At 27.3% G+C, this 21,852-nt stretch carries 22 protein-coding genes; 5 read left to right on the forward strand and 17 right to left on the reverse strand.

Features of this window, described 5'->3' with window-relative positions:
* Window positions 1-50: 50 nt before the first annotated feature.
* A complete protein-coding gene (locus D3Z33_RS15190) occupies window positions 51-491 on the forward strand; it encodes an ImmA/IrrE family metallo-endopeptidase (RefSeq protein WP_160198627.1) in 441 nt (146 codons plus the stop codon).
* Window positions 492-769: 278 nt separating this feature from the next.
* Here D3Z33_RS15190 and D3Z33_RS15195 read toward each other — a convergent pair whose 3' ends face one another.
* The 7 genes from D3Z33_RS15195 to D3Z33_RS15230 form a co-directional block, all read right to left on the reverse strand.
* On the reverse strand, window positions 770-1,327 hold the full coding sequence (locus D3Z33_RS15195; protein WP_160198628.1) for a cyclase family protein: 558 nt from the start codon (window positions 1,325-1,327) through the stop codon (window positions 770-772).
* 189 nt (window positions 1,328-1,516) lie between these two features.
* Window positions 1,517-2,377, reverse strand: a complete 861-nt coding sequence (locus D3Z33_RS15200) for an SDR family oxidoreductase (RefSeq protein WP_160198629.1) — start codon at window positions 2,375-2,377, stop codon at window positions 1,517-1,519.
* 4 nt (window positions 2,378-2,381) lie between these two features.
* Window positions 2,382-2,810 (reverse strand): MarR family winged helix-turn-helix transcriptional regulator, encoded by a 429-nt coding sequence (locus D3Z33_RS15205; RefSeq protein ID WP_160198630.1) that lies wholly within the window; start codon window positions 2,808-2,810, stop codon window positions 2,382-2,384.
* A 242-nt stretch (window positions 2,811-3,052) separates the two neighbouring features.
* Window positions 3,053-3,499, reverse strand: a complete 447-nt coding sequence (locus D3Z33_RS15210) for a hypothetical protein (RefSeq protein ID WP_160198631.1) — start codon at window positions 3,497-3,499, stop codon at window positions 3,053-3,055.
* 60 nt (window positions 3,500-3,559) lie between these two features.
* Window positions 3,560-4,081: an isochorismatase family protein gene (locus tag D3Z33_RS15215; RefSeq protein WP_160198632.1), complete on the reverse strand. Its 522-nt coding sequence runs from the start codon at window positions 4,079-4,081 to the stop codon at window positions 3,560-3,562.
* A 153-nt stretch (window positions 4,082-4,234) separates the two neighbouring features.
* Complete coding sequence (locus D3Z33_RS15220; protein WP_160198633.1) at window positions 4,235-4,441, reverse strand: hypothetical protein; 207 nt, start codon at window positions 4,439-4,441, stop codon at window positions 4,235-4,237.
* 1,037 nt (window positions 4,442-5,478) lie between these two features.
* A complete protein-coding gene (locus tag D3Z33_RS15230; RefSeq protein WP_160198635.1) occupies window positions 5,479-6,168 on the reverse strand; it encodes a hypothetical protein in 690 nt (229 codons plus the stop codon).
* Between the two features lie 652 nt (window positions 6,169-6,820).
* On the opposite strand from D3Z33_RS15230, the gene D3Z33_RS15235 reads away from it, so the two are divergent.
* The 3 genes from D3Z33_RS15235 to D3Z33_RS15245 all read left to right on the forward strand — a co-directional run bounded on the left by D3Z33_RS15235 (window position 6,821) and on the right by D3Z33_RS15245 (window position 9,765).
* On the forward strand, window positions 6,821-7,030 hold the full coding sequence (locus tag D3Z33_RS15235) for a hypothetical protein (RefSeq protein ID WP_160197315.1): 210 nt from the start codon (window positions 6,821-6,823) through the stop codon (window positions 7,028-7,030).
* A gap of 17 nt (window positions 7,031-7,047) precedes the next feature.
* Complete coding sequence (locus D3Z33_RS15240; protein ID WP_160198636.1) at window positions 7,048-8,253, forward strand: thermonuclease family protein; 1,206 nt, start codon at window positions 7,048-7,050, stop codon at window positions 8,251-8,253.
* Window positions 8,254-8,622: 369 nt separating this feature from the next.
* Window positions 8,623-9,765, forward strand: coding sequence for a site-specific integrase (locus D3Z33_RS15245; RefSeq protein WP_160198637.1), 1,143 nt, complete (start codon window positions 8,623-8,625; stop codon window positions 9,763-9,765).
* Window positions 9,766-9,844: 79 nt separating this feature from the next.
* Here D3Z33_RS15245 and rlmD read toward each other — a convergent pair whose 3' ends face one another.
* From rlmD to D3Z33_RS15295, 10 genes are all read right to left on the reverse strand, one after another.
* Window positions 9,845-11,209: a 23S rRNA (uracil(1939)-C(5))-methyltransferase RlmD gene (gene rlmD, locus D3Z33_RS15250; RefSeq protein WP_160198638.1), complete on the reverse strand. Its 1,365-nt coding sequence runs from the start codon at window positions 11,207-11,209 to the stop codon at window positions 9,845-9,847.
* 169 nt (window positions 11,210-11,378) lie between these two features.
* Window positions 11,379-11,780, reverse strand: coding sequence for an FxsA family protein (locus D3Z33_RS15255; protein WP_160198639.1), 402 nt, complete (start codon window positions 11,778-11,780; stop codon window positions 11,379-11,381).
* Complete coding sequence (locus D3Z33_RS15260) at window positions 11,780-12,205, reverse strand: acyl-CoA thioesterase (RefSeq protein WP_160198640.1); 426 nt, start codon at window positions 12,203-12,205, stop codon at window positions 11,780-11,782. The genes D3Z33_RS15255 and D3Z33_RS15260 overlap by 1 nt, the downstream gene beginning before the upstream one ends.
* A 93-nt stretch (window positions 12,206-12,298) precedes the next feature.
* Window positions 12,299-14,056 carry a pyruvate kinase gene (gene pyk, locus D3Z33_RS15265; RefSeq protein WP_160198641.1) on the reverse strand — a complete coding sequence of 586 codons (1,758 nt, stop codon included), beginning with the start codon at window positions 14,054-14,056 and terminating at the stop codon, window positions 12,299-12,301.
* A 16-nt stretch (window positions 14,057-14,072) separates the two neighbouring features.
* Window positions 14,073-15,032 (reverse strand): 6-phosphofructokinase, encoded by a 960-nt coding sequence (gene pfkA, locus D3Z33_RS15270; RefSeq protein WP_160198642.1) that lies wholly within the window; start codon window positions 15,030-15,032, stop codon window positions 14,073-14,075.
* Between the two features lie 80 nt (window positions 15,033-15,112).
* Window positions 15,113-15,304, reverse strand: a complete 192-nt coding sequence (locus D3Z33_RS15275) for a hypothetical protein (RefSeq protein WP_130807686.1) — start codon at window positions 15,302-15,304, stop codon at window positions 15,113-15,115.
* A gap of 125 nt (window positions 15,305-15,429) precedes the next feature.
* Window positions 15,430-18,885: a DNA polymerase III subunit alpha gene (locus tag D3Z33_RS15280; RefSeq protein ID WP_160198643.1), complete on the reverse strand. Its 3,456-nt coding sequence runs from the start codon at window positions 18,883-18,885 to the stop codon at window positions 15,430-15,432.
* 80 nt (window positions 18,886-18,965) lie between these two features.
* On the reverse strand, window positions 18,966-19,238 hold the full coding sequence (locus D3Z33_RS15285) for an HPr family phosphocarrier protein (RefSeq protein WP_160198644.1): 273 nt from the start codon (window positions 19,236-19,238) through the stop codon (window positions 18,966-18,968).
* Window positions 19,207-20,199 (reverse strand): DNA-binding protein WhiA, encoded by a 993-nt coding sequence (gene whiA, locus D3Z33_RS15290; protein ID WP_160198645.1) that lies wholly within the window; start codon window positions 20,197-20,199, stop codon window positions 19,207-19,209. Before whiA ends, D3Z33_RS15285 begins: the two co-directional genes overlap by 32 nt.
* Window positions 20,200-20,209: 10 nt before the next feature.
* Window positions 20,210-20,626: an NUDIX hydrolase gene (locus D3Z33_RS15295; protein WP_160198646.1), complete on the reverse strand. Its 417-nt coding sequence runs from the start codon at window positions 20,624-20,626 to the stop codon at window positions 20,210-20,212.
* A gap of 167 nt (window positions 20,627-20,793) precedes the next feature.
* Here D3Z33_RS15295 and D3Z33_RS15300 point away from each other — a divergent pair, with 167 nt between their 5' ends.
* Window positions 20,794-21,834, forward strand: coding sequence for a M42 family metallopeptidase (locus D3Z33_RS15300; protein ID WP_160198647.1), 1,041 nt, complete (start codon window positions 20,794-20,796; stop codon window positions 21,832-21,834).
* Window positions 21,835-21,852 lie beyond the last annotated feature (18 nt).

Here is a 21,852-nt window from a genome sequence, read left to right on the forward strand (position 1 = left end):
ATGTAATGATTTATTAGAAAAAATAAATTAACTTTTAAGAAGGTGATTTTATGGTTTTACCATGGGTTGATACTATAATTGATGGTTTAGTAGAATTATATCGTACTAGAAACATATATGAACTATACCAACAGTTAGATATAAGAGTCATAAAACTTAATAAAGATAATGCATTATTAAAAAAGGCTGAAGCAATGTATCAAAGGAATTTTTTTAATGATGAAGTTGTTTTTGTAAGAGATGATCTAGAATATCAATATGAAAAATTTATTTTGGCACATGAACTTGGACATGCACTCTTACATACTAAAACATATCAAGCTGCATATAATAAAGATTTAATCAATAAAGGAAAGTTGGAAAAACAAGCAGATTATTTTGCTCTTAGGCTCCTTCAAATTGAAATAGATAGTATAGATTATGAAGGCTTCACAATAGAACAAATTGCAAGTTCTTTATATGTAACACAAGAAAGTCTATCTTCACTATAGGTAGAGTTATTTTTTTATCTTAATGAGCGAACATATATTCCGTGTCATGAAACTATATCCCACTATAAATTAATTTAAAACTTATTTGTCATAATATTGATATAAATAAAGTTATGACAAATCAAAAGAAAGATAATGAAAAAGCATAGAGTTTAACTTCACTCTATGCTTTTAGTATCAATAGTTATGTGGTTTTTTATTAATTTGTCATAATGGATATTGTGACAAGCTCAGTATTGAATGCTTTTATGACATAGTTTACTAAAAGTGTGCATCTACTATTGTTCAATCAAAACTCTGCATTTTAGTCCTGTCATTTCTTCATCATCTAGCCACATTGTATAAACCATAAACTCAGTATTTCTGACTTCTGATAAATTACACAAGTTCTCAATAATGTAGACTTTAGATTGTTCGCACATCCTGTCAGCTTCCTCATGCTCTAGGTTTTGACGAATGCCGGGACAATCCACTCCGATAAAATGTACTTGTTTAGATATCAAGGCATTTATTAATTCTTTCGATAATTGAGGATGATTATTAAAATATTCTTTGTCTCCATAAGCATATTTTTCAATTTGACCTGTTCTGAATATTACAAAATCACCTTTGTCTATTTTGCTTATTTCAATATCATCGATAGATACTTCTGATTTTTCTCTCACATCAAACAGTACGCCTTTACTTTTGAAATACTCTAGTGGTATATTGCTTTTTTCATAAGTATCAAGATGAGTTCCTATATGTCCCATGGCTACATGCTGATTATATTGTGACTTTGCCCATTCAATTAAAGGGCTACTATTTGAAACAACTGTTGTTATATCTATTAACATTTTGACCTCCTAATTATATAAAAGTTGTTGCATATTTTTCTACTACCACGTCATTATAAACTTCTATATAAAGTATTAAATTTCCTTTAATTAAAAATTTATAATCTACTATATATGAGAATTAATAGCTAGAAAATGAACTGAATTTGTTATAATTCATATTATATAAAACTCTTTTTTTATAAATTTTTAGCTCCAATAATCTTTATGATCTATTGCATATTGTTTAAAACCAATCGGCTCTCTTCCTATGATTTTTTCTAAGTCATAAGTTATATCTTTTGCTGTTCCAAGCTTTGTCATAAGATATAAAAGTGTCATTACATTTGCAAACTCTTTAGGAGTTCCTCTCTTTATCCTTTCCTTTCTGAATCTTAAAAGACTTGGATTTTTATACTCTATTTTTCTTCCAAGTACTTCTGACAAGATCTTAGATACCTCATTATAATCAATTGCTTCTTTTCCAGTAAGTGTTATAGATATATTTTTATATTTGTTTTCTATAAGGCTAATTGCTGCTGCTCTTGCTATATCTCTTGTATCTATAAAACTTGTCTTTGAACTTCCTGCTGGTATATATAGTTCATCTCTTTTTTTAATCTCTTCCTTATGATTTGTATTTAAATTTTGCATAAAAAAACTGGGTCTCAAAAAGACATACGGTATGCTTAAATTTTTTATCATATTTTCAATTTTTCTATGAGGTACTATTGGATTCTTTTCAACACCAAGGAGTGATACAAATACGATTTTTTCTATTCCCTTTTCTTTAGCAGCTTCTAAAAAAGGAAGCATATCCTTTCTTGGATTTGCAAGATTTGGAGGCCTCACTAAAAAAATAGCTTGAACTCCTTCTAATGCATTTTCAAAAGTTTTCTTATCTAAAAAATCAAATTTTACTAATTCTACATCTTCCTTATCTTTAAATAGTTTTTTAGCTTTTTCTGTATTATGAACTGCTGCTTTTATATCCTTTTTTAAAACTATTAACTCATCTACTACATATTTACCAATATTTCCACTTGCACCTGTTACTAAATACTTATCCATTTTTTCACCTCATATTTTCTATTATCTTAATTATTGTATCCTTAAACATTTTAATTTCTTCATCAGTTAGTCCCTCTATTGCATCAGATATGACTAAGCTATTTATTTTTTCTAAACTTGGAAGTTTCGTTTTAGATTCTTTTGTTAGTTCCAATATAAATGACCTTTTATCATTAGGGTTTGGTGTTTTCTTTATATAGTTTTTGTCTATGAGTCTATTGATTATTCCTGATGCAGTTGGCTTGTCCATGTCTAGCCTTTCAGATATTTCAACTGCTGTAACTCCTACCTCTTTTCCATCTTTAAAAGAATTAATTTCAATATCTTTTATGATTGCAAACTGTGATACCGTTATGTCCTCTATTTCAAGTTCTCTATTTAATCTATTTTTTAAAAGTTTTGAACAATAATTTATTGCATAGCCAATATTCATTCTATCACCTCATCTTAATACACTTTAACATAGTTAGTGTACTAACTATGTTATCATTAATTACTAAAAAAAACAATTAAAATATTGCACTAGTTAAAAAATGATATCTAACCTAGTGCAATCTTTTAATTGTATATATGTGCGTATATCATAATAAAATTAATATTTATCTCTATTTAATTTTATGAATTTTAATTAATGTATATTTTGTAAAACTAGATATCAAATAATTATATTAATAACTATTTAATTTTCTTAGTTATTCCAGAACCATTTTCTAAATTACCATTTTTCATATTATATAAATCCACTGTATAATCAAAATTCTTCCACTCATCTTTTAGATTTTTAATATCATAGTCATCATTTTGTGAAATCATGTCTTTTATGTCTTCAACCAATATAGAATCAGATAATATTTTTGTATTTTCTTCAGCTTTGAACTCTGCTCCTTTTAATACTTTTTTAGTGAAATTTCCATCTTTCGCTGGTACATTAACAGACAACTGTAAAAAATAATTCTTCCCTTCCTTATAATCACCTCTAACTGAATAAGTTAAAAAAGATTCGGTTGAGAATATAGCACCTTCTTTAAATGGAATTGATGAATCAACTGTTTTGTCACCATTAAAAGAGCATCCTCCAAGAATTACTAAAAGTAAAATAAAAATTAATATATTCTTCCCCATTAGGTCACCTCAATTGAAATAATTTTTTATTATTCTTATTTTATTATTAAGACAAACTAATCACTTAATAAATTCTTCAAAATTTACAACATCAATTACTCCTGACCAATGTAGAACGGTCGATACAAAGTCATTAATATCCAATCCAGGCATTTCATATGTTTCATCATTATTTACAGTTCCTATCGCATCTTCAATGTAAGTTGTTTTAAACCCACGATCATTTGATACTATCGCATTGAATAGCCCACAATACTCTGTGTTGAATCCACAAATAATTAGGTCTGTTAAAGACTCATCTTCTAAAAAATTAGTGAAATTAGTGTTTGAAAACACACTTGGAACTGTTTTTTCAAACACTCTATCACAAGCTTTTAATATGTGATTGTCTAGTTTAGAGTTTTCTGAATTTGAGTAAATAATACTATCAGGATTTTTATCTATATGCTTGGTACCAAGGATCAAGTCTTTATTTTCTTTAAAAATTTCTATCATCTTTTTAATGATTTTATATTCTTTATCTAAATCAGCATGTTTAAAAAATCCTTTTTGTGCATCTAATATTAAGAGTGCTTTTCTCATACACATTGCCCCCATCTTTTAAACTTTTATTTGTAGTTCAATATTACAAAATATCAGAGAAATGGTCTATATTTTATTATGTGTTTTACTTATAATGCTCATTAATATAAACTCATTCTTCTTAGGTTAATCTTCTTCATCACTTACTATATATTAAGAATTTTTTCTTATATAAATTTGTAAAGCCTTAATGAGTAATGATATAACATTGGTTATTGTTCCTAATATTAATGCAGGGAAAATTGACATAATAACCAATAATATTATTTCTTGAATTTGTACAGGACTATTTAACATCGCTGCAAAAAAAACTACAGTTAAAAAATAAGAAATTACATAATCTCTCTTTCTTAATTTCACAGGTACCACTCCCTAAATCCCTTTAAATAATTTTAAAATACTTTCCTATTAAGTAAACTCAATTTCACCTTATTATACTACTCAGTTTATAAATAATACGACTTAAATGTTATGGTTTAAATTTCTCTGGCTTTGATACCCTCATTGATAAAATGTGACCACAATTTGTACATATATCTGCTATAACTTCAGAACCAGACTTAAATCTACTTTTAATTGGAAACATAGAACCTTCCCCATACGTATTCCCTTTCTCAATCTCTTCACATCCACAGACAGGGCATTTTATAATATTTTTCATTTAATCACTCCTCATTCTATTCGTAATTTTCTACTACTACATCATTATAAAATTCTATAAAAATTTACCAAATCCTTTATTTAAATATATGTATTTTACTATAAATAATAGCTATTAAATTTATATCTATTTGTTTAAACACCTTTGAAATTAAAAGGTATATAGTTTGATAGAATACTATATAAAAAATAGTAAGTTCAAAGTTCGTTATCAGACAAATATGTCATAGCTTTTTATACCATTTTATGTTAAAGTTACTATAGGATGTTTATTTTGTTTATAAAAAATATTAGCTTTAAAATAACTGAAAGGAAGTGGTTATTTTGTCAATGATCAGAAAGTTAATGCCTATAATATTAATTATTTTGGGAATATTACTTATTACTACCGAATATTTTCTAACACCATATATTGTTATGGGCATCGGTGTCTTCTATATTTTTGATTCAGTATATATTTACAAACAAAACAAAAAAAATTAGTACCATAATTATTAAAAAGAATATAAAATTTAAATGTAAAAGTAATGCTTAAAATTTTAAGTTTTAATGAAAAATAATAAATCAAAACATATGTTTTGATTTATTATTTTTTATACTATTTAGTTAATATAAATGTGTATTAGAGTAAAAATGATTAAACTATATTGATAATCAATCTAAAACTATTTTCATAATATTAGACTTATTTTTCAAAGTAATTTAAATTTCTATCATATTTATATTTAAAATATATATTATATTACTGAATAGTGCTTGACATTTTTATATGTTCTCTGCCAAAAATAATATTTTTTCCCACGTTGCATTTTGTATTTTCTAACTTCATATAAGTCTAACTTAAGTCCTCCTCTTGGATACTTCGTGTAAATAGCTCCAAGTGTCAAAACCCCAAGCCCACTGAGAACTCCTACTATAAGTGCAGTTCCTGCACTTATAGGTATATTAAAATACTTTAATACAGCTGCTGCGATTTTAGCAAGTCCTGAAGTTGATAAAAGAAGTCCTCCCGCAAGAGTACCATATTTTATTGAACGCCTACCTAAAAATCTTTTAGTGCTTAAAGGCGATATTGATTTACTATCAATGCCTTCAATATTATTATCAATTTTTATAGTCTTACCTGTGATACTTGAGTAAATTGTTCCTTTTATTTCATCTCTTAAAAAATAATCTTGGCTACCAGTCTCTAAATTTTTCATAGTTGTTATTGACTGATTTTTATTATTTATTTCAGTTATTAATGTTCTTTCACCATTTTCACTAATTATAGCACTACTGTCATTAATAACTTGAACCTCTATTTTAGAATCATCAACTAAGAAAACGTTACCACTATCAGCAAAACTAGGAGCTATACCTCCTATAATCAAAGTTACTACTAAAAAAATCACAACTAAAAATTTAATTCTCTTTCTTTTAAACAATAATATCACTCCATCCTTGTTATATTTTTTACAAATAATATAATATCAGAGATATAATAACATAGTTGTCGAAACTTGTAATATTTATATTTTTTTAATATATACTTATTTTACCATATCTAATATTTATTTTGTACTATAAATGTCAATAAATGTAGAACTTAGTAATCAGATAAATATAATTACTTGTATATAGGTAATTTTTCTTATATTTTTAATTTATTCGACAAGTATCGACTAACTTTTTAATTTATTTAGGTTATAATATAGTTACTTCAAGGGGGGTATTGCAGTGAAAAAATTTTTTATAGCATTTATTGCATTGAGTATTTCATTATTATCTATTTATTTATTAATTATGCTTATTATGAAAATCACTATAATGGTAAATTTAATTATTAACAATTAATAGGTAGTAGAGAATCTGATAAATATCACTACTCTTCTTGTAGATGGGCAAAGAAATACTACCAAGTAATGATATATAGTTTAAATTCAGAGAAATAATATTAAAGCTCAAAATCGTAATAATAATGCATCTAAAAATATTAATCATGTAAAAAAATATAATATTATCTTTTAAAATAAAAACAGAACACATATCCAAAAAAGTGTTACTTTATTCCACAAAATAAAAAAAGGAGGGATATTTATGAAAGTTGGATTTAGAAAACCATCTATTAAAAAGTCTATTAAAGCTAGGACAACTGGTAAGGTAAAACGTAAAATTAAATCTTCCATAGATCCTACGTATGGAAAGAAAGGAATGGGCTGGGTAAAAAATCCTAAGAAAGCTGCTTACAATAAAGTTTATAAGAAAACAACTTTTGGCTTAAGCGATTTATTCAAACTATTTAAGTAAACTAAGGAGGATGTAAAATGAATAACTTTTTAAGTTATGTACCAGGTTTTAGAAGTGATACTACTTGGAAAAAGATTGTAGCTGTTCTCTACTATTTATTTTCTATTCTTATTATATTTGAAGCTTTAGATTTCTTTTTATTTCTTATTGCTTCACCATTTGTAGTATTTGGATTTATTAATTTAATAAAAAATAGAAAGAATATAAAAACTAATCCAAGATTTATACTAAGTTTTATTATTCCTTTCATTGTTTTAATTGTTGGATTTGCAATGCCAACAGATAGTCAAGAAAATGAAAAGCAACTAGCTATAGAACAGCAAAAAGAAGATGAGCAAAAGGCAAAAGAAGAAGCAAAACTAGAACAAGAGAAAAAAGAAAAAGCTAGAAAAGAAGAAGAAAAGCGTTTAGAGGAAGAAAGAAAAGCTGAATTTGAAAAAGGTTTCATTAGTGCTAAGGTTACAAAACATGTTGATGGAGATACAGTTCATGTTACCACAGAAGATGGTGAAGAATTAAAGATAAGAATGATAGGAGTTGATACTCCTGAAACTGTACATCCTTCAAAGCCAGTTGAATTTTATGGAAAAGAAGCATCTCTATTTACTGAAGAAAAAATATTCGAAGAAACAGTTTACTTAGAAAAAGATGTTTCAGATAATGATAAATATGGTAGGGCCTTAAGGTATATATGGCTTGAAGTTCCTGAGGAAAAAGATCTTAACAATAAAGAAGTAATTAAAGATAAACTATTTAACGCAATGTTAATAGCTAAAGGATATGCTAACAGTTCTACTTATCAACCTGATGTTAAGTATCAAGAGATTTTTACTGAGCTTGAAAAAGAATCAAGAGAAGCTAATTTAGGTTTATGGGATAGTGCAAAATTAGAAGAATTTGAAAGACAAAAAGAGCAAGCTAGAAAAGAAGAACAGGCAAAGAAAGAACAGCAAGCTGCAGAAGAAAAAAAGAAACAAGAAGCTGCTAAGTCTCAACAAAGTTCTAGTTCTAGTTCTAGTAGTAGTCAAAGTGCATCAGCATCAGCACCTGCACAACCTAAACAAGAAACAGCCGCTCCAGCTGAACCTAATGTTCAAACAGTGCTAGTTACTCCTACGGGTTCTAAATATCATAGACAGGCATGTGGTAGAGGAACTTATACTGAAGCTACTTTGCAAAGTGCAAAATCAAGAGGATTAACTCCTTGTAAGAAGTGCTATTAGATTTTAAGTTTTGAATTTAGAAAAAGCTGCTTAAATGGTAGCTTTTTCTAAATTCAATAATAGTTTTTGATATTTGACCAAATAATTATTAAATTATTCTACAATAGACAAAGCAAAATAATAGATGACTTACCTACTGATAAATACAACAAGAAGCTTAGAAATAAAAGAAAGTTATAAAAATAAGCTAATTATTTTGCTCTTAAACCACTTAATATTAAAATAGATAGTATATATTATAAAGGATATCCTTTATAATATATATCAGAAGCATTATATATAAATAAAAAAGTTTAGAAATGTACTCATATTGAGTATTATATTTTTCATCGTTAAACCAAACATATATTCTTATAAAGGAGTGATAAAATGCAAGGTGGAGTTAGACGTAGAGGAAAAAGGTGGTACTACTACTTTGATGCAGGAGTTGTAGATGGCAAAAGAAAAAAGATTGAGCGTGTAGGTGGCAATACTAAGAAAGAAGCTCTAGAAGCTTTAAGAAATGCTCTCAATGAATTTGAGAAGGCTGGTACTATAGTGGATGAAACAGAAATGAGTACAGCTGATTATTTTGATTATTGGTACAAAGAATATGTTTTAATAAATTGCAAATATAATACTCAAGAATATTATAGACGTATTATAAAAAATCATATAAAACCTAAACTAGGGATATATAAAATAAAATCTCTTAATGCATCTAAATTGCAAGAATTTATAAACAATAAATATACCAATGGATATTCTAAAAGTTCTTTATCTAATTTTTTAGGAGTTCTTTCTAAAGCTTTAAAGATGGCAGTATATCCATATCAATTAATTAAAGAAAATCCTATGCAATATGTAAAGATACCTAAAATTCAAGAAAATAAAAAAGATGAAGAAGATTTAAAAATAATAACTAAAGAAGATTTTAATAAAATTATAAAAAGATTTCCAAAAGAGAGCACATTCTTTATACCTTTACAAATTGGTTTTCATACAGGTATGAGAGCTGGAGAAGTTTGTGGATTAACATGGGATCATGTAGATTTAGAATCCAATACAATAAGAGTTACTAAAACTCTTATACCTAAAGGAAAAGGTGTATGGGAATTAGGTCCTCCTAAAACTCAATCTTCATATAGAACTATTGTAATAGGTCAAACATTAGTAAATATTTTAAAAAAGCATAAGAAATGGCAAATAGAAAATAAATTAAGATATGGTAAGTATTATAAAGAATCTGATTTTGTATGTACTAAAGAAAATGGAACTCATGTAACTACAAATACTTTGAAATATTTATCTAGAGTGGTTAACTATGAATTAATGATAGACTTTAATTTTCACTCATTAAGACATACTCATGCTACTATGCTATTAGAAGCAGGAGCAAATATAAAAGATATTCAGGAAAGATTAGGTCATTCTAAGTTATCAACAACAATGGATACTTATTCTCATGTTACTAACAAAATGAAAAAAGAAAGTGTTGATATATTCGAAAAAATTATATCTAATAATAAGTAATTTGCCACCGAGTATAATTTTCGGTGGCAACAGGGTGGCAAATAGCCTATTTAAATTATTTATAATCTCTACAAGTTAGTTATCTTCTAGTTAGTAGAGTTACGCTTTCAACGTGTGTCGTATGCGGAAACATATCCACAGGTTGTATCTCTCTTGTTTTATATCCATTTTCATCTAAGTATTTTAAATCTCTTGCTAGGGTTGATGGATTACATGAAACATATACTACCTTTTTAGGATCCATTTTTATTATAGTATCTAATACTTTTTCGTCACATCCTTTTCTAGGTGGATCTACTACTACTACATCTGCTCTTATTCCTTGTTTGTAAATTTTAGGAAATACTTCTTCTGCTTTTCCTAGATAAAATTCTGCATTATCTATTCCATTTATTTGAGCGTTATTTTTAGCATCTTCTATAGCTGACTTTACTACTTCTATTCCATATACTTTTTTAGATTTTTTTGCTAAAAATAGTGATATACTTCCTATACCACAGTATAGGTCAAATACTGTTTCATCACCTTTTAAATCTGCATATTCTAATGCCTTATTATATAATTTTTCTGTTTGTATTGGATTTACTTGAAAAAATGATAATGAAGATATATTAAATTTTATATCTTCTATATAATCAACTATTTTATCTTCTCCCCATAATGTAATAGTTTCTTTACCTAATATTACATTGGATTTTCTAGTATTTATATTTTGTATTATACTTTTAACACCTTCAACATTTTCTAATATTAATTTTATCAATTCATCTTTATGTGGTAATTTTTTGCCATTAGTTATTAATACAATCATTAAATCTCCTGTTTTAAATGATGTTTTAGTTAATATATGCCTTATTATGCCTGTACCATTCTTTTCATCATAAGGCTGAACTTTATAGTTTTTCATATATTCTCTCATAACTTTTATTATTTTATCAGTTATAGGATGTTGAATTATACATTTATTTGTATCAATTATTTCATGAGTGCCTCTTTTATAAAATCCTATTTTAACAAAGTCTTCCCCAGATTGAACTGGAAATTGTGCTTTATTTCTATATCTAAATGGTTCTTCCATTCCTATTGTTTCATGTATTTTAATATCCTCTAATTTTGCTATTCTTTCCATATCATCAGTTACTTTTTTTCTCTTTATATCTAATTGAACATCATAATCTATTTTTTGAATTTGACATCCACCACAACTATCTACTACATGACAAGGTGCTTCTATTCTCCATTTTGAAGGTTTAGTAATATCTATGAATTCACCTACTCCATAATTCTTTTTTACTGTGATTATTTTTATATTACCTATATCTCCTGGTATTGCATCATTTATAAATACTGCAAAGTTTTCAATTTTTGCAACTCCTTGTCCTCTATGATTTAAATCTATTATTTCTACTTTATAAATACTACCTACTTTAACTTTTGATTTCAAAATTAACCTCCTAATAGTGCTTATTCTTTATTAATTATATCCTTTAATTTATAAAATTAAAAGTAAAGCTTAATAGACAAAAAAATAGCACACTTTATAGTGTGCCTAAAAAATAAGAATTGGTTGCCAATTTTGATTATATAGAAATTATTGCCATATTTATATAGTTTTAATCATCATCTCTATAATAAAAATGTACTTGTCCTGCTCTAATTTTTTCACTAAATTTATTTTTTATATATTTTTTAAATATTGTTCTAGTTAAAGGAATAACTAAACTAAATCCTACTATATCAGTTATTATTCCTGGAGTTAATAAAAGAGCTCCTCCTACAAGTACACATAGCCCATTTATAAGCTCATTTGCAGGCATTTTACCTCTATTTAAATCTGTTCTTATTCTCAAAATTATAATTCTACCTTGAGATTTCGCAAGGTATGCTCCTACAACTCCAGTAAATATTACTAAAAGTACTGTAGCAAATCCACTTGTAATTTCTGCAATTTGAAAAAGTATAAAAAGTTCTACTATTGGTATCACAGTAAATAATAATATAAGTTTTCCTAACACTATTTTTTCTCCTTTTCTATTGCTTCATTCAATTTATTCCATAATTCATTATATTTCTTCTTAAAATTAATAGGTTTTAAATCTTTATTTACAAATGCATGAATTGTATAACCTTCTGCTAAAAGTAAATTATCTCTTTTTCTTATTATATTATACTTATACTTTATTTTAACTCCCTTAAGTTTTTCAATATATGTTTCTATTATTATTTCATCATCATATTTAGCTGACATTATATATTTACAACCAACATCTATTACTGGTAATAATACTCCTTTATTTTCTAACTTTTTATAATCATAACCTAAATTTCTAAAAAAAGAAGTTCTACCTATTTCAAACCAATTAAAATAATTAGCATGATATATTACTCCCATTTGATCTGTCTCACTATATCTAGCTCTTATTGTAGTTTTATTTTTCATATTTTCCTCCAAAAATTGTTATATTTAACTCAATTATATCAGAAAATTAAAATAGTATAAAGGAATGTCGAGGTATTTACCTCGACATTTTTATTATAATACTCTTGCTTTTCCTCTATATATAAATCCTCTTATACTATCTACTGTTATAAGTTCTCCATCTTTAAGTTCTTCTAAAGCATTTTCTACTCCTACAATTACAGGTTTTTCGATATTAAGACCAACTACTGCTGCATGAGATGTAAGTCCACCTTTTTCAGTTATAATAGCAGATGATTTCTCCATATATGGAACTATATCTCTATCAGTGTTTATTGCTACTAATATATCTCCTTCTTTAAACTTTCTCTCTGCATCTTCTTTGTTCTTTACAATACATACATTACCAACTGCACTTCTATCTCCTATTCCTGTACCTTTCAATATAACCTCTCCTACCGTATGAACTTTAAGTAAATTTGTAGAACCTGCTTTTCCTACAGGTACACCTGCTGTTATTACTACTAAGTCTCCATTATGAATATATTCATTTTCTAATGCTGTTGAAACTGATTCATCTATTATATCATCTGTGTTAAGCGATTCTTTTGAGATAAGTGAATGTATTCCCCATACTAAATTAAGTTTTCTTCTAACCTTTTCTGATGTTGTAACCGCTATAATAGGTGCTGCAGGTCTAAATTTTGATACTGCTCGTGCAGTATATCCGGTGCTTGTAGCTGTTATGATAGCTTGAGCCTCTAAATCTTCGGCAGTAGTACAAGTAGCATGACTTATAGCATTTGTAATACTTGTTTCTTGTAGCTTTATATTTGAACGTAATATTCCTTCATAGTCTATAGAGCCTTCTGTTTTAATAGCAATATTTTTCATAGTCTCTACTGCTTCCGTAGGATATTTTCCAGCAGCTGTTTCACCTGATAACATTATAGCATCAGTTCCATCTAATATTGCATTTGCTACATCTGTAACTTCTGCTCTTGTAGGACGAGGATTTCTCATCATAGAATCTAACATTTGTGTTGCAGTTATTACAGGTTTTCCTGCTAAATTACATTTTTTAATCATCATCTTTTGTACTAATGGCACTTCTTCTGCTGGAATTTCTACACCTAAGTCTCCACGTGCTACCATTATTCCATCAGATACTTCAAGTATTCTATCTATGTTATCTACGCCTTCTTGATTTTCAATTTTTGATATAATTTCAATATCTTCTGCACCATTCTGTTCTAATATTTCTCTTATTGCTAATACATCTGATGCTTTTCTAATAAATGAAGCTGCTATAAAATCTATTCCATTTTTTATCCCAAATTCTATATCTTCTTTATCCTTCTGTGTTATAGCAGGTAAGTTAATTTTTACTCCAGGTACATTAACTCCCTTTTTATTTTTAACTTGTCCTCCATTTAATACTTTACATTTTATATCAGTTTGATTTATTATATCCATTACTTCTAATTCAATTAAACCATCATCTATTAATATTTTATCTCCATTTGTAATGTCTTTTGTAAGGTCTTTATATGTTATAGAACCAATATGTTCATCACCTAATATATCTCTAGTTGTTATAATATATTCCTGATTATCTTTTAATATTATACTTCCATTTTTGAAATCTCTTGTTCTTATTTCTGGACCTTTAGTATCAAGCATAATTGCTATAGGTAAATTCAACTTTTCTCTTACCTTTTTTGTTAAATCCATCCTATTCTTATGTTCATTATGATCACCATGAGAAAAATTCTGTCTTGCTACATTTAATCCATTTTTAATAAGCTGTGTTAATACTTCTTCATTATCAGTTGATGGCCCTAATGTACATACTATCTTAGTTCTTTTCATAATCTCACTCCTCATATTAAATAGACAATATTTTAGTTAACTTATACATTTCTTGATCTAAATCACGCTCATATTCTAATGCCTCATTAGTATTCATACTCATTATCTTATTATCTTTTATACCCACAACCTTACAAGTTTCACCTGCTAAAAGTAAATTAACTGCTTCAGCTCCCATTTGACTTGCAAGTATTCTATCTCTAGCTGTTGGACTTCCACCTCTTTGAATATGACCTAAAATTGTAACTCTAGTTTCTATTCCTGTTTTCTCTTCAATTTCTTCTCCTAATTGACTTGCATTACCTACTCCTTCAGCTATCATTATTATACTATGTAGCTTTCCTCTATTTTTTCCTTTTAATAGCTTTTTACAAACATTATCAACCTCGTAACCAACTTCTGGTACTATAATAGATTCAGCTCCTCCTGCAAGTCCAGAATACAATGCTATATCTCCACAATGTCTACCCATAACTTCAATAATATTAGCCCTTCCATGTGATGTAGAAGTATCTCTAATTTTACTAACAGCATCTAATACTGTATTTACTGCAGTATCAAATCCAATTGTATAATCAGTATAACCTAAGTCATTATCAATAGTTCCTGGTATTCCAACCGTAGGAAGACCTAACTCATTCAATTTCTGAGCACCTCTAAATGAGCCATCTCCTCCTATAACTATTAATCCATCAATACCAAATACTTCTAAAACATTCAATGCCTTCTTTCTACCTTCTTCTGTTTTGAACTCTTCTGATCGAGCAGTTCTAAGTTTAGTCCCACCTCTGTGAATAATATCTGCAACGCTTGACAATTGCATTTCTTTGATATTACCATTTATTAGACCATTATATCCTTGTTCTATACCTAATACTCGAACTCCATTATATATAGCAGTCCTTACTACAGCCCTTATTGCTGCATTCATGCCTGGAGCATCTCCTCCACTTGTTAAAACTCCTATTGTTTTCATATTATCCTCCTTACTTTTTAACCATCATGGACGCAATACGTCCCATTTTAGATAAAAATCAATAAATTTTATTTTTATTTTCAATATCCTAAATCAATTATTGCATTATAAACATCATTTGCTTCAAATTCAGGTGTCATTATTTGATAATTTTCTATATCTCCATCCTTTACAAATAATTTTAACTTTATTAAAAAACCTTCTTGAATAAGTTTTTCTTTCAATTCAATAGCTGTTTTCTCACCTTCAATTATATGAACTGCTGTCCACATGATTTACCTCCAAAAACACATATTTATATTCTACTTTGTTATTATACCATAAATTTTTTTATAATAAAGGATGTATCAAACTTCAAATCGAATTAAAAATCTATTTGAAGTTTGAATGTATATAATCATATCAATTTAATTGAATCTTCCCCTAATATACTCTTTAATTTTTCTACTAATTCTTTATTATTAATATTTACCCAAAAATCACGTGTTGCTCTCACAGTTTTTTTATCTTTTTCAAAATAAACATATACTGGAATTTCACCTCTATAATAAGATAATATTTTCTTTATGTCACTTAATATATTCTTATCTTTATCTTTTGAAATTTTAAGATAAAGTTTTTCATTTTTACTTTTCTTAAGAGGTGTTATAGAACTACAAATTATTTTTACTTCTCCTTCATCTTCAATATTAAGTTTACCTTCTACTTTTACTATTTTATCTTCTTCTATAAACTTTTGATATCGATCATAAACCTTAGGAAATATTATGAGTTCTATTGTACCAAATAAATCCTCTAAAGTTGCAAATGCCATCATATTATTGTTTTTTGTTATTTTATTTTTCTTTGAAATTATTATACCACCAATTTTTATTTGTTTTTCATTTTTTCCACTACTACCATCTAACTCTAAAAGTTCTGCTGTACTCAAAGTTGATATATTATTTAAAGTCTCTTCATATGATGAAAGAGGATGTCCACTAACATATATTCCCATCATTTCTTTTTCCATTGATAATAATGTTTTCTCTGGAAATTCATTTATATTAGGTAATAAATCTCTCTTTATTTCATTTTGATCTTTTGAACTTGAATTTGAAAACATATTATATTGACCTTTTATATTTTTCTTTTTATCTTGTTGAACCCCTTCAAGTACCTTTTCATATACAGCTAAAAGTTGAGCTCTACTACCTCTTATTGAATCAAATGCACCTGCTTTTATAAGGCTTTCTATAGCTCTTTTGTTTAAAGAATGGGAATCAACTCTACCACAAAAATCTGTAAGTGAAATGAATTTCCCTTCTTTTTTTCGTGCATTTACTATAGATTCTATCAAAGGTTTTCCAACATTTTTTACTGCTTCTAGTCCAAATCTAACTTTTCCTTTTGTTACTGTAAAATTTGAAAAACTCTCATTTATATCTGGAGGTAATACTTCTATTCCTACTCTTTTACTTTCTTGAATATATAATGATATACTATTAGTACTGCCCATTACACTTGTAAGTAATGCTGCCATAAATTCTACAGGATAATAATATTTAAGCCAAGCTGTTTCATAAGCTAAGACTGCATAAGCTGCAGAATGTGATTTATTAAATGCGTATTTAGCAAAATCTATCATTTCATCATATATCTTATTAGCTGATTTTTCGTCTACTCCATTCCTAATTGCACCTTTTATTTCAACATTACCATTTTCATCCTTTTTTCCATAGATAAAATTTTGTCTTTCTCTTTCCATTACATCCATTTTCTTTTTACCCATAGCTCGACGAACAAGATCTGATCTACCCATAGAGTAACCGCCTACATCTCTAACAATTTGCATTACCTGTTCTTGATATACCATACATCCATAGGTTACTTTAAGTATTGATTCTAATATTGGATGAGTATATTGAATTTTTTCTGGATGTGTTTTGTTCTCTATATATCTAGGAATTTGCCTCATTGGACCTGGTCTAAATAGAGAATTTGCTGCTACAATATTTTCAAACTCAGTTGGTTTTAATTCTTTTAAAAATTGTCTCATTCCAGCACTTTCAAATTGAAATACTCCTAAAGTATTTCCTTTTTGAAACATCTTATAAACATCTTTATCATCATAATTAGAGTTACTAAAGTCTATATTTTTATTATGGATCTTTTTTATTAAATCTTTAGCATCTCTTATTACAGTAAGATTGCGAAGACCTAAAAAATCCATTTTAAGAAGGCCTAGCTCTTCAAGTTCTGTCATTGTAAACTGAGTAATAATAGAGTCATTATTTCTAGAAAGAGGTACATATTCTGTTACTGCTTTTTTAGAAATTACTACACCAGCAGCATGAGTGGAAGTGTGTCTTGGCATTCCCTCAACATCTTTTGCAGTATCAATAAGTTTCTTTACTTTTCTATCACTATTGTAAGTTTCCTTTAATTGTTTATTCATTTCTAAAGCTTTATCAATAGTTATACCTAATTCCATAGGTATTTGTTTTGCTATATAATCCACCTCTGAATATGATATATCAAGTGCTCTACCTACATCTCTAATAGCACCACGTGCAGCCATAGTTCCAAATGTTACTATTTGTGCTACTCTACTATCTCCATATTTCTTTACTACATAATCAATAACTTCTTCTCTTCTTTCATAACAAAAGTCAATATCTATATCTGGCATAGTAACCCTTTCAGGATTTAAAAATCTTTCAAATATTAAATTATATTTAATAGGATCTATATCTATTATTCCAAGAGTATAGCTAACTAAACTTCCAGCTGCAGAACCTCTCCCAGGTCCTACCATTATATTGTTTTCTTTAGCATATCTAATGAAATCCCATACAATTAAAAAATAGTCAACATATCCCATGTCTTTAATAACTTTCATTTCATATTCTAGTCTATTATTTATTTCATCAGTTATCTTATCATATCTTTTTTGTAATCCCTCATAACATAACTTTTCAAAGTATGATTCATTTGTATATCCTTTAGGAACTTCAAATTCAGGCAAATGAAGTGTATTAAAATCTAATTCAACATTACATCTTTCTGATATTTTAACTGTATTTTCTAATGCTTGTAAATGTTCTGGGAAAACCTCTGACATTTCTTCATATGATTTAAGATAAAATTCTGATGAAGGAAATTTCATTCTCTTTTCTTCATCTATAGTTTTACCAGTTTGAATACATAATAATACATCATGAAATTTAGAATCTTTCTTTTCAATGTAATGTACATCATTTGTTGCAACTAATTCTATCCCCAACTCTTCGCTTAACTTAAACATACTTTGATTTACTAATTTTTGTTCTTTAATACCATGATCTTGTATTTCTAAAAAATAATTATTTCTACCAAATGTGTCTCTATATTTTTTTGCTATTTCTACAGCTTTGTCATAGTTTCCATTTATCAAGTTTCTCTGAAGCTCACCGCCAAGACAGCCACTTAAAACTATAATTCCTTCTTTATGTTTTTTTAAGACTTCAAAATCTACTCTAGGTTTATAATAAAATCCATTTACAAATCCTTCTGATACAATTTTAATTAAATTTCTATATCCAGTATTATTTTCTGCAAGAAGAACAAGATGGTATTGACTCTTATCTTTATCTCTATCTTTTCTTCTATAATCTCCTTTAGATATATATACCTCACAACCAATTATAGGTTTTATATCTCTTTTTTTAGCTTTTTTATAAAAATCAACGACACCATACATTACTCCATGATCAGTTATAGCTACGCTATCCATGCCCAGTTGTTCGACTCTATCAATTAATTTATCTAGTCTAGAAGCTCCATCTAAAAGGCTATATTCTGTATGGAGATGTAAATGAGTAAATTTATTCATTATAACCACCTTCATTAATATTAAAAAATAGATAGTATATAACTATCTACTTTATTTTATCATATTTTTTATTTATATTTCTAAATATATTCTTGTTCTAATTTATTTAATAATAAATCTTCTAATTCTTCTATTGCTTTTTTTTCATCTTCTCCTTGAGCATATAATTTTATTTGATCTCCCTGACATACTCCAAGAGCCATTATACCCATTATACTTTTAGCATTAACTTTTCTTCCCTTTTTTTCAACATATATTTTACTTAAAAACTTAGTTGCTGTTTGAACAAATAATGCAGCCGGTCTTGCATGTAATCCTATTTTATTCTTTACCACGACTACTTTTACTTCCATTTCCGTTCCTCTCTTTCTGTTTTAAATTTTGAGCTATCTTTTCTATTTTTCTTAATCTATGATTAACACCAGACTTGCCTAAAGGTGTACTTAACATATTTCCTAATTCTTTTAAACTTGATTCTTTATAATATAATCTTAAATTAGCTAATTCTTGTAGATTAATAGGCAACTTTTCTATGCCAATTGTATTTTCTATATATTTTATATTTTCTACTTGTCTAATTGCAGCATTTATAGTTTTACTTAAGTTTGCTGTTTCACAATTTACTAACCTATTTATATCATTTCTTATTCCTTTTACAACTCTTATATTCTCTAGTTCTAATAATGAATTATGAGCTTCTATAATATTTAATAAATCTACTATTTGTTCTCCTTCTTTTATATATACTACATAATAGTCTTTTCTAACTACTATTTTTGAATTTAAATCAAATGAATTTATTATACTAGATAAATCCTCTGCAAACTCTTTATCATGAGTAACAAATTCTAAATGATAAGTTTTCTCAGGATCACTTAAAGAACCTCCACCTAAAAAAGCACCTCTAATATATGATCTTTTACAGCATTTTTTTCTAATGATATCCTTTGGAGCTTTATAGCTAATATCTAATAACTTATTCTTATCTTTATCGAATAAACCAGTATCCTTTAAAATATCATTTACACTTTTTGAATCATGAATTATCATTAAGTAGTTATTATTTTTTTTCAATTGTTTATTCTTTCTTACCATGACCTCTATTTGTGAATTATAAAGTTTTTTAATTAATGAAAAAATCCTTCTAGCTATGGCAGCGTTTTCAGTAGAAAATTTGATATTTATATTTCCTCTTCCGGTTAGTTGAATTGTTCCGCTCATTCTTATGAGTGCTGCAAGCTCTGCCCTAGCACAACAAGTATTTTCTATATCTAATCTTGATAACATATTCTTTGTTTTAGATGAAAATGACATTTCCATCCCCCTAATCATTGTTTATTTCATTTATGGCTTTTTTTATTACTTCTTGTTCATCGTCATATTTAGCAAGTTCAGCTACTCTATCTATATGAACAAATCTAGCCTCAATAAAACCTTCTCTTTTTTGAGGATAACATTCCATACTATTTGTTCTCATTAAAAACCAATGAACTGTTTTTTTGACTAATTCATTATTTGAGTTTCTATTATTTCTAAAGCTATAACTAATACTATCAATATATTTAACTATATCAGCATGTACACTACCTTCTTCATAAACTTCTCGAATTGCAGCTTGTGATAAATTTTCATTTTCTTCTACTCTACCTTTAGGTAATACCCAATCTCCATTATACTTTTTTAACAATAATATTGCATTGTTAAAAATAACTACGCCTCCTGAGCTAGTTTCACATTTCATATAACCACTCTCCTCTACAAATATATTCAAGAGAAGTATATTAAATTCAAAATAAAACTTTAATATATTATATCATAATTATTAAAATTAAAAATAGTTGAATTAAATAATAATTATATTATACAATAGTATTATAGTCAAAAAATTCTTAAAAAAGAGGTGTGAATATGAATATTGATTTAAATTACACAAAAAATATTTTGAAAAACTTATTAATAACTCCTAGTCCTACAGGTTATACAAAAAATATAATTAATTATGTAGAAAATGAGTTTAAAAAATTAGGTGTTACCACTATAATTACTAAGAAAGGAGCTTTAATTGCAACTATTAAAGGTGAGAATGACGAACAGCATAGAACTTTATCTGCTCATGTAGATACTTTAGGTGCTATGGTTAAAGAAATAAAGGCAAATGGAAGACTTAAACTTTCTCAAATTGGAGGTTATGATTGGCATTCTATTGAAGGTGAATATGTAAAACTAATTACATCAGACCAAAAACAATATGCTGGAACAGTAGTATTAGATAAAGCTTCTGTTCATGTTCACGGAAGTAAAACCGATAAAAGTGATAGAGATGAAAATTCAATAGAAGTTAGACTAGATGAAAAAGTAAATTCAAAAGAAGATGTTGAAAAATTAGGAATATCTATAGGAGATTTTGTATGCTTTGATACTAGAACTGTGATTACAGATACTGATTTTGTTAAATCAAGACATTTAGATGATAAAGCTGGAGTTTCTATATTACTTTCCATAGCAAAATATATAAAAGATAATAATATAACTATTAAATATACTACTAATTTCTTTGTAAGTAATTATGAAGAAGTAGGCCACGGTTCATCTGCATCAATTCCTGAAAAAACATATGAGTTCATTGCTATAGATATGGCCGCTGTAGGTGAAGGACAATCATCTAGTGAATATAAAGTTACAATATGTCCAAAAGATTCAAGTGGACCTTATGATTATGATCTTAAAAATAAATTAGTTAATATTTCTAAAGAAAATAATTTAAATTATGCTGTTGATATTTACCCTCATTATGGTTCTGATGCGTCTGCAGCATTAAGAGCTGGATGGGAAATAAGGGCAGGTCTAATAGGTCCTGGTGTGGATAGTTCTCATGCCCATGAAAGATGTCATATAGATTCACTTATAAACACAATAAAATTAGGAATACTTTACTTAGAAAATAAATAGAGATGCAATTGCATCTCT

It is taken from the genome of Senegalia massiliensis, from assembly GCF_009911265.1.
In the GTDB taxonomy this organism is placed as follows: domain Bacteria; phylum Bacillota; class Clostridia; order Tissierellales; family SIT17; genus Anaeromonas; species Anaeromonas massiliensis_A.

Coding starts and splice junctions, on each gene's coding strand:
- D3Z33_RS15190 (WP_160198627.1), top strand. CDS start 51: ATGGTTTTACCATGGGTTGATACTATAATTGATGGTTTAGTAGAATTA.
- D3Z33_RS15195 (WP_160198628.1), bottom strand. CDS start 1,327: ATGTTAATAGATATAACAACAGTTGTTTCAAATAGTAGCCCTTTAATT.
- D3Z33_RS15200 (WP_160198629.1), bottom strand. CDS start 2,377: ATGGATAAGTATTTAGTAACAGGTGCAAGTGGAAATATTGGTAAATAT.
- D3Z33_RS15205 (WP_160198630.1), bottom strand. CDS start 2,810: ATGAATATTGGCTATGCAATAAATTATTGTTCAAAACTTTTAAAAAAT.
- D3Z33_RS15210 (WP_160198631.1), bottom strand. CDS start 3,499: ATGGGGAAGAATATATTAATTTTTATTTTACTTTTAGTAATTCTTGGA.
- D3Z33_RS15215 (WP_160198632.1), bottom strand. CDS start 4,081: ATGAGAAAAGCACTCTTAATATTAGATGCACAAAAAGGATTTTTTAAA.
- D3Z33_RS15235 (WP_160197315.1), top strand. CDS start 6,821: ATGAAAGTTGGATTTAGAAAACCATCTATTAAAAAGTCTATTAAAGCT.
- D3Z33_RS15240 (WP_160198636.1), top strand. CDS start 7,048: ATGAATAACTTTTTAAGTTATGTACCAGGTTTTAGAAGTGATACTACT.
- D3Z33_RS15245 (WP_160198637.1), top strand. CDS start 8,623: ATGCAAGGTGGAGTTAGACGTAGAGGAAAAAGGTGGTACTACTACTTT.
- D3Z33_RS15260 (WP_160198640.1), bottom strand. CDS start 12,205: ATGAAAAATAAAACTACAATAAGAGCTAGATATAGTGAGACAGATCAA.
- pyk (WP_160198641.1), bottom strand. CDS start 14,056: ATGAAAAGAACTAAGATAGTATGTACATTAGGGCCATCAACTGATAAT.
- pfkA (WP_160198642.1), bottom strand. CDS start 15,032: ATGAAAACAATAGGAGTTTTAACAAGTGGAGGAGATGCTCCAGGCATG.
- D3Z33_RS15275 (WP_130807686.1), bottom strand. CDS start 15,304: ATGTGGACAGCAGTTCATATAATTGAAGGTGAGAAAACAGCTATTGAA.
- D3Z33_RS15280 (WP_160198643.1), bottom strand. CDS start 18,885: ATGAATAAATTTACTCATTTACATCTCCATACAGAATATAGCCTTTTA.
- D3Z33_RS15285 (WP_160198644.1), bottom strand. CDS start 19,238: ATGGAAGTAAAAGTAGTCGTGGTAAAGAATAAAATAGGATTACATGCA.
- whiA (WP_160198645.1), bottom strand. CDS start 20,199: ATGTCATTTTCATCTAAAACAAAGAATATGTTATCAAGATTAGATATA.
- D3Z33_RS15295 (WP_160198646.1), bottom strand. CDS start 20,626: ATGAAATGTGAAACTAGCTCAGGAGGCGTAGTTATTTTTAACAATGCA.
- D3Z33_RS15300 (WP_160198647.1), top strand. CDS start 20,794: ATGAATATTGATTTAAATTACACAAAAAATATTTTGAAAAACTTATTA.